We start from the raw sequence: 8,357 nt of genomic DNA on the forward strand, positions 1-8,357 counted from the left end.
CGGGAACGCGGCTCCCGGCCGGCGGGCGCCGGGGGCCGCGAGGCGGCCGCACCTCCGAACGGGGCGGTCTTAAGTCCGTCCGGTAACGAGGGGGCTCCATGCCACGCGACCGAGACACCGCGCCGCTCGGCGTCCGGAGCCTCCGCGACGCCGCGGGGGTGTCGTAGATGGGCGGGGGTTCGACGGACGGCGATTCGGTGGACGACCGACCGGCAGGCGGCCGAGCGATCGGCGTCGACGTCGGGGGAACGTTCACCGACGTGGCGCTCTCGCTCGACGGCGACCTCGTCACCGCGAAGGTGCCGAGCACCGACGACCAGAGCGAGGGCGTCGCGGCCGGCATCGAGAAGGCCTGCGAGGCGGCCGGGATCGACCCCGAGAGCGTGACCGAGTTCTCCCACGCGATGACCGTCTCCGTCAACGCGCTGCTGGAGGGCGACGGCGCGCGTACCGCGCTCGTGACGACCGAGGGGTTCCGCGACGTGCTGGAGATCGGCCGGCAGACCCGGCCGTCGCTGTACGACCTCGACGCCGAGAAGCCGACGCCGCTGGTCCCCAGGCGTCGCCGGTTCGAGGTGTCCGAGCGCTCGACCGCCGACGGGGTCGAGCGACCGATCGACGACGAGGCGATCGAGTCGGTCGTCGCCGACCTCCGCGACGCGGACGTCGAGTCGGTCGCGGTCTGCCTGCTCCACGCCTACGCGCACCCGGAGAACGAGGAGCGCCTCGCGGACGCGCTGCGCGACGCGCTCGGCGTGCCGGTGTCGGCCTCCCACGAGGTGCTCCCGGAGTTCCGCGAGTACGAGCGCACCTCGACGACGGTCGTCGACGCGTACGTGCGCCCGGCGATCGACGGCTACGTCGGTCGGCTCACCGAGCGCGCGCGGGACCTGGGGCTGCCGCAACCGCGGATCATGCAGGCCAACGGCGGCGTCACCGACGCCGACACCGTCAGGCGGAACGCCGTGACAACGGTCCTCTCGGGGCCGGCGGCGGGCGTCGTGGGCGCGAGCGCGACGGCCGGGACCGACGGCGACCCCGGGGGCCTGATCACCTTCGACATGGGCGGCACCTCGAGCGACGTGAGCCTCGTCCGCGACGGCGAGGTCGAGCGCACGACGGAGTCGGCGATCGCCGACCGACCGATCGGCACGCCGATGGTCGACGTCGAGACGGTGGGCGCGGGCGGCGGGTCGATCGCGTGGGTCGACGCCGGCGGCGCGCTCCGGATCGGGCCGCGCTCGGCGGGCGCCGACCCCGGCCCCGCCTGCTACGGGAAGGGCGGCACGGAGCCGACCGTCACGGACGCGAACCTCGTGTTGGGGTACGTCGGCGCGGACACCGACCTCGGCGGCGACCTGTCGCTCGACGCGGCGGCCGCCCGCGACGCCCTTGCCGACCTCGCCGACGAGGCGGGGATGGAGGGCCCCGTCGAAGCCGCGCTGGGCGTCCACCGCGTGGCGAACGCGGACATGACGCGCGCGATCCGCTCCGTCACCGTCGAGCGCGGTCACGACCCCCGGGAGTTCGGCCTCGTCGCCTTCGGCGGCGCCGGACCGATGCACGCGGTCCAGATCGCCGACGGCCTCGACGTCGAGCGGGTAATCGTCCCGCACGCCTCCGGCGTCCTGTCGGCGTACGGCCTGCTCGCAGCCGACGAGACCCGCGACGCGGTTCGGACCCGTCAGGGCCCGCTCGCCGCGGTCGATCCCGACGCGATCGACGCGCTCTACGGGGACCTCGCCGACGGCCTGTTGGACGAGGTCAGCGACCCGGACGCGGCGCGCGTCGAGTACGCCGCGGACTGCCGGTACGCCGGGCAGAGCTTCGAGCTCACCGTCGACGTCGAGCGGCCGTTCGACCCCGCGGCGGTCGGCGATCGGTTCGCGACGGCCCACGAGTCGGCGTACGGCTACCGGGCCGACGAGCCGGTCGAGCTGGTGAACTGCCGCGCGACGGCCACGGTCCCGCGGAGCGCGCCGACGGTCGGCGTCGACGCGGTCGACGATCCCGGGCCGCGGACCACCCGCCAGGCGGTGTTCCCCGCCGGCGCGCGCGAGACCCCGGTCTACGACCGTGATCGGTTCCCGGCCGACGAGGGCGTCGAGGGCCCGGTCGTTATCGAGGGCCCGGAGAGTACGGTCGTCGTCCCGCCAGCGTGGGGCGTCCGACTGCGCGGCGACGGCGCGCTGGTGGCGGAGGTGAGCGACGCGTGACCGACGCGGAGACCGACCCCGGCGTCGACCCGGTCACGCTGGAGATCCTCCGGAACCAACTGGAGAGCGTCGCGAGCGAGATGGGCCACGTGCTGATCCGCGGCGCCTACTCGCCGAACATCAAGGAGCGGCAGGACTGCTCGACGGCGCTGTTCGACGCCGACGGCCGCATGGTCGCGCAGGCCGAGCACATCCCGGTCCACCTCGGCGCGATGCCCGACGCGGTCGAGGTCGTCCTCGAGAAGGACCCGAAGCCGGGCGACGTGTTCGTCGTCAACGACCCGTTCGCCGGGGGGACGCACCTCCCCGACGTCACGCTCGTCTCGCCGATCGCCCCGGACGACGAGATCGTCGGATACGCCGTGTCGCGCGCGCATCACGCCGACGTCGGCGGGAGCGCGCCGGGGAGCATGCCGCCGGGCGCGCGGGAGATATACGAGGAGGGGCTCCGCCTGCCGGCGGTCCGGCTCGTCGACGGCGGCGAGCCGAACGAGGCGGTCCGCGACCTCATCCTCGCGAACGTCCGCACGCCGGACGAGCGCGAGGCGGACCTCCGCGCGCAGCGCGCCGCGAACGCGCGCGCCGAGGAGCGGGTCGGCGAGCTGCTCGACGAACACGGCGACGCGCTCCTCGACGCCTTCGACGCCGTCGTCGACTACTCCCGCGAGCGGGTCGAGAGCGAGATACGCGCGCTCCCGGACGGGACCTACCGCGCCGCCGACGTTCTCGAGGGCGACGGGGTCACCGACGGTGACATCCCCGTCGAGGTGGCGGTCACCGTCGACGGCGCCGCGATCGACGTCGACTTCGCCGGCACCGCCGACCAGGTGGACGGCAATCTCAACGCGCCGTTCTCCGTCGCGAAGAGCGCGGTGTACTTCGTCGTGCGCGCGGTCACCGATCCGGATATCCCGCCGAACCACGGCTGCTACGAGCCGGTCTCGATCTCGGCGCCGGAGGGATCGCTGCTCGATCCTCGACCGCCGGCCGCGGTCGTCGGCGGGAACGTCGAGACGAGCCAGCGCGTCGCGGACGTCACCCTCGCCGCGCTCGCGGCGGCGGTGCCGGACGCCGTCCCCGCCGGCGGACAGGGGACGATGAACAACCTGATCATCGGCGACCGCGGCGGCGAGTTCACCTACTACGAGACGATCGCGGGTGGATTCGGCGGTCGCCCGACCAAGGACGGGATGGACGGCGTTCAGGTCGGGATGACGAACACGCTCAACACGCCGGTCGAGGCGCTGGAGACGGCGTACCCGCTGCGGGTCGAGCGATACGCGCTGCGCCCGTCGAGCGGCGGCGACGGCCGCCACCGCGGCGGCCTCGGAATCGAGCGGACGCTCACCGTCGAGGCGGACGCGACCGTCTCGCTTTTGACCGAGCGCCGCCGGACCGCGCCGCGCGGGCTCGCGGGCGGCGAGGACGGCGCGCTCGGCGAGAACCTGATCGACGGCGAGGCGGTCCCGGCGAAGGCGTCCGTCGACGTCGCCGCCGGAACGACGGTCTCTATCCGCACCCCGGGCGGCGGCGGGCACGGCGACCCGGCGGAGCGCGACACGGAGGCTCGGGAGCGCGACCGACGGGACGGAAAGGTCGAGGATTGAGATGGCAAGCCGACCGGCGACCATTTATAAGTAGAGGTGGCGGTGGCGCGTGCCTGCGAGCGGCCGAAGCGAAGCGGAGGCCGCGAGTCGCACGCGCGAGGGAGTCGGCGGTCCGGAGCAAAGCGGAGGACCGCCGACGAGGCTGGGGAGGTGTGAGGTGCTGTGCGGAGCGGTGCGGGGCGGTGCGGGGCGGGGATCAAAGGGGCAGCCGGGAGGGCGGCGTAGGCGTTCACGAGAGCGGAGCTCTCGTGAGCCAATCAGAACGCTCTGCGTTCTGATGACGACGTAAGCACCGCAGCGAAGGAACGGAGTGACTGAGCGAGGAGCACAACGAGCGTACGCCGCCCTCCCGGCTGGGGCTTTGGCGGTGTTCTCAGCTACTTCGGTGACCGCTATTTATAAGTGAGCGGCTGGGACGTTGACGGTGTTCTCCGCTGCTCCAGGGAGGTGATTTATGAAAGAGCGGCCGTGGCGTCGGCGGTGTTCTCCGCGCCGGCAACGATTTATAAGCGAACAGCGAAACTCAAATGCTCAGTCACCGCGCCGACAATCACGGACACTCGACCGCCCTCACCCGAACCGGTCGCTTATTTAAACCGGAACGTCTCCAGGTTCTTCGGCGCGAACGTCCGCATGTTGTAGTCGTGGTACAGCGCGGACGAGAGGTCCTGAACGGAGCTCTCGTCGCCGTGGACGCACAGCACCTTCTCCGGGCGCGGGTTCATCGTCTTCACGAAGTTCTCCAGCCCCTGTCGGTCGGCGTGGCCGGAGAAGCCGTCGACGACCTCGGTGCCCATCTCCAGGGTGAGCGTGTCGCCGCGGCTCCCGCCGCCCCAGCCGTCGACCGGGATCTCGTCCCAGCCGTTCTGAATCCGGCGACCGAGCGTCCCCTGCGCCTGGTAGCCGACGAAGACGAGGTTCGAGTCCGGGTCGGGGCCGATGTGGCGGAGCCACGACATGATCGGCCCGCCCTCGATCATCCCGGAGGTGGAGACGATGATGCACTCGTCGCCGTCGGCGACCTCCTGCCGCTCGTCCTCGCCGGCGTCGATGTGGTTGAACTGGTCGGCGAGGAACGGGTTCTCGTCCTCGTGGAAGATGCGGTCGCGGAGGTCGTCGCGGAGGTACTCGGGGTAGGTTGTGTGGATCGCGGTCGCCTCCCAGATCATCCCGTCGAGGTGGACGGGCATCTCGGGGATCTCTCCCTCGCGCATCGCCTCCTCCAAGACGAGCATGATCTCTTGGGAGCGACCAACCGCGAAGGCGGGGATGACGACCTTCCCGCCCTGCTCGTACGTCTCGTTGATGACCTCCTTGAGCGCCTCCTCGGAGTCCTCCTGGTCGGTCTGGTAGTCGTTGCGGCCGCCGTAGGTGGACTCCAGCACGAGCGTCTCGACGCGCGGGAAGTCGTTGACGGCGCCGTTGAACAGGCGGGTGTCCTCGTAGTGGATGTCGCCCGAGAACGCGACGTTGTAGAGGCCGTCGCCGATGTGGAAGTGGGTGACCGCGCTGCCGAGGATGTGGCCCGCGTTGTGGAACGTGAGCTTCACGTCGGGCGCGACGTCCGTCACGTCGCCGTACTCCAGCGGGATGGTGTGTTTGATCGCCTCGCGGACCTGCGCGGACTCGTAGGGCGGCGTCCGCCCGTCCTTCGCGGCGACGTCGAGGTAGTCCAGCGTGAGCAGGCCCATCAGGTCTCGGGTCGGCTCCGTCGTGTAGATGGGGCCGTCGTAGCCGTACTTGTACAGCAGCGGGACCAGCGCCGAGTGGTCGAGGTGGGCGTGCGTCAGGATGACCGCGTCGAGCGTCGCCGCGCCCGCGCCGAGCGCCTCGGGCACCTGGAGGTACGGCACCTCGCCCTCCGCGCCGGGCTTGTCGCCGCAGTCGATGAGGATCCGGGTCTCGGGCGTCGAGAGGATGAACGCCGCGCGGCCGACCTCGCGACAGCAGCCGAGCGTCGTGATCCGCACCCACTCGTCGTCGGACATCTCCTCGCGGTGGATCTGGCGGCCGACGCGTTCGAGGATGTCGCGGCGCTCCTCGCGCTCGTTCTTCAGGAAGCCGCGGACGTTCGAGACGGTGGAGGACTCTATCGGCGGCGTCCGAACGACCTCGGGGGTCCAGCCGACCTCCTGGGTGATCTCGCGGAGCGTCGAGCCGCGGCGGCCGATCACCATCCCGGGCTTTTCGGCCTCGATGACGACCTCACCGGTGTCCTCGTGGAAATCGAGGTCGGTCACGCCGGCCTCCTCCGGGATCACCTCGCGGACCTCGTCTTCGGCCCGCGCCGGCGGCGAGAGGGCGCTCGGGTCCGGACGGACCGTGATCCGCTTCCGGAGCTTCGAGGCGAGCCGGCGGATCAGGTCGCCGTCGCCCGCGAAGCGCTTGGGGTCGCGCGTGTACACGACCAGCTCCGGCCCCTCGTATTTCACGTCGGTGACCGTGATGTCGTTTGGAATCTCCTGTTCTATCTCGGATTTCAACGTATCGAGTTGCTTGTCGACTTGACTCATATCTCACTGCGGGTCGTCGAGGCCGCCGTCGTCGTCGAATCGCGTCGCGCGTCGCGCGGCGACTCGACGCCGATCGATCGACCGTGACGGGGTAGGCATAGTGGAAGTACTGTCCGTACTGGTTCCGTACGCGGGAACAGCCAGCGAAAACCCGCTTGGATCGCACTACTGCCCCGCCGTTATAAAAGCCTTCGCAAAGGGCAAGCCGCAGGCGGCACAACCCGGCCCATGCGCGTCACGCCGCAGACGGTCCGCGACGAACACGCCTGGGTCCGCGACCGCGCCGACGTCGTCGTCCCGATACTCAACGACACCCGCGACCGCCTCGGCCGGCTCTTCGAGACGGACGTCGACGCGGTGGCGCCCGACGCGTACCGCCGCGAGGTCGACGTCGTCTTCGCCGACGGCGAAGTCGCCGTCAACGCCGCGGCCTGCGTCGCGCTCCTCCGCGACCTCGACGTGGCGGGCGACTACCCCGGGTTCGTCGTCGACGAGGTCCTCGGCCGCGAACTGGCGGCGACGATCGCGGGCGGCCGCCCGCTCTCGCTGCTCGCGCAAGCGACGTTCCACGTCGCGGACATCTACGTGGACCGGGACGTGACCGCGGGCGAGTCAGACGAACGCGGCGCCGGAACCGCCGGCGCCGACGACCTCGACGCCGCGCTCGCGGCGGGGTTCCAGACGCGGCTCCCGGGGTGGGACTGGCGGGAGGGAGAGAGTCCGTTCGCGGTCGACAGCGGGGAGTGACAGCGCGCAGAGCGGCCGACGCTGCGACCGCTTACGACGTGAAATTACGGACGAACCCGTACGCCTTGTCGAGCAGCGCGTCCGGAAGGAACCGGGCGAGGACGCCGACGCGCGCGACGGTCCCGGGCTGGACCCGCGCTGGCGGCCGCGTCGCGCTCGCGGCGTCGTAGATGGCGTTCGCGACCAGCTCCGGCTCGACCGCCCCGGGGCCGTCGCCGCCGATCAGCTTGGCGTCCTCGAACATCGCGTAGAACTCGTCGTAGGCGTCGGTCCGCTCGACCCCCTCGCGCTCGTCGGGGTCGGCCTCCCGCTCCGCGCGCTCCGAGAAGTTCGTCTTCACGGGGCCGGGCTCGACGACGACCACGTCGATCCCGAGGTCCGCGACCTCGTTGCGGAGCGCGTCCGACATCGCCTCCAGCGCGAACTTCGAGCCGCTGTACACGCCGCCCCCGGGCATCGACACCCGGCCCGCGACCGACGAGACGTTGACGATGGTCCCGTCGCGCTCGCGACGCATCGCGGGGAGGACCGCGCGGATCAGCCGATGCGGCCCGTACACGTTCACGTCGAACTGGTCGTGGACGCGCTCCGTGGTCACGTCCTCGACCGGACCGAACTGGCCGTAGCCGGCGTTGTTGATCAGCGCGTCGATCGCCCCCTCCTCGTCTAAGATCCGCTCGACGACGCGGTCGACGTCTCCCTGGTCGGTGACGTCGAGCGTGGCGAGCTCACAGCCCCCCTCGCCGAGCGCCTCGACGTCCGCGGGGTTCCGCGCGGTGGCGTACACGGTCCATCCCTCGTCGAGGAACGCGTGCGCCGCGGCGCGGCCGATACCCGAGGAACAGCCGGTGATGAGTGCCGTCTTCTGCACGCCTCTCCGGTCAGTCTCCGGCGCAATAACTCTCCCGGCCCGGCGGCGGACCGTCGCCGGCGGCCGGGAAGCAACCCGTCGCGTTACTCCTCGTCGTCCGTCGCGCCGTCGGCGTCCTCGCCGTCCGCCTCGTCCTCGTCGGTCGGGAGCAGGTCGCGCTCGTCGAGAATCTCCTCGATCTCGTCCGAGGAGCGCTCGGCGTACTCGGGGTCGTCGACGGTGATCGTGGCGACGCCGACGCCGTCGGGGGTCAGCTCGCCGTCGTTCGACTGCGCGAGGGTGTCGAGCGCGAGCCCGATCGCCTCCTCGGTCGAGATGCCCTCCTCGTACTCCGCTTCGAGGTAGTCGCGGAGGTCGCTACGGTCCGAGCCCTGTCTCTTATACACATCTCTGAGCGGGCTGG

Annotated in this window: 5 protein-coding genes and 1 pseudogene; 3 read left to right on the top strand and 3 right to left on the bottom strand. The window is 71.4% G+C overall.

Annotation, left to right across the window (positions count from 1 at the left end):
- Positions 1–167: 167 nt before the first annotated feature.
- Together C470_RS01465 and C470_RS01470 are read left to right on the top strand one after the other, a co-directional pair.
- Positions 168–2,216 (top strand): hydantoinase/oxoprolinase family protein, encoded by a 2,049-nt coding sequence (locus C470_RS01465; protein WP_008364722.1) that lies wholly within the window; start codon positions 168–170, stop codon positions 2,214–2,216.
- Positions 2,213–3,823, top strand: coding sequence for a hydantoinase B/oxoprolinase family protein (locus C470_RS01470; RefSeq protein WP_008364724.1), 1,611 nt, complete (start codon positions 2,213–2,215; stop codon positions 3,821–3,823). The genes C470_RS01465 and C470_RS01470 overlap by 4 nt, the downstream gene beginning before the upstream one ends.
- Positions 3,824–4,410: 587 nt before the next feature.
- Here the strand turns inward: C470_RS01470 and C470_RS01475 are convergent.
- On the bottom strand, positions 4,411–6,336 hold the full coding sequence (locus C470_RS01475; protein WP_008364726.1) for a beta-CASP ribonuclease aCPSF1: 1,926 nt from the start codon (positions 6,334–6,336) through the stop codon (positions 4,411–4,413).
- 228 nt (positions 6,337–6,564) lie between these two features.
- On the opposite strand from C470_RS01475, the gene C470_RS01480 reads away from it, so the two are divergent.
- A complete protein-coding gene (locus C470_RS01480) occupies positions 6,565–7,083 on the top strand; it encodes a hypothetical protein (protein ID WP_004595716.1) in 519 nt (172 codons plus the stop codon).
- A 31-nt stretch (positions 7,084–7,114) separates the two neighbouring features.
- Here C470_RS01480 and C470_RS01485 read toward each other — a convergent pair whose 3' ends face one another.
- Positions 7,115–7,954, bottom strand: coding sequence for an SDR family oxidoreductase (locus tag C470_RS01485; RefSeq protein WP_004595717.1), 840 nt, complete (start codon positions 7,952–7,954; stop codon positions 7,115–7,117).
- A gap of 83 nt (positions 7,955–8,037) precedes the next feature.
- Positions 8,038–8,357, bottom strand: a pseudogene (locus tag C470_RS01490) (proteasome subunit alpha); the annotation flags it as partial.

Origin of the sequence: Halorubrum distributum JCM 13561, assembly GCF_000337395.1 — an archaeon.
Lineage (GTDB): Archaea > Halobacteriota > Halobacteria > Halobacteriales > Haloferacaceae > Halorubrum > Halorubrum distributum.

Excerpts from the sequence above, each read along its gene's own strand:
- C470_RS01465 (WP_008364722.1), top strand. The coding sequence starts at position 168 with ATGGGCGGGGGTTCGACGGACGGCGATTCGGTGGACGACCGACCGGCA.
- C470_RS01475 (WP_008364726.1), bottom strand. The coding sequence starts at position 6,336 with ATGAGTCAAGTCGACAAGCAACTCGATACGTTGAAATCCGAGATAGAA.
- C470_RS01480 (WP_004595716.1), top strand. The coding sequence starts at position 6,565 with ATGCGCGTCACGCCGCAGACGGTCCGCGACGAACACGCCTGGGTCCGC.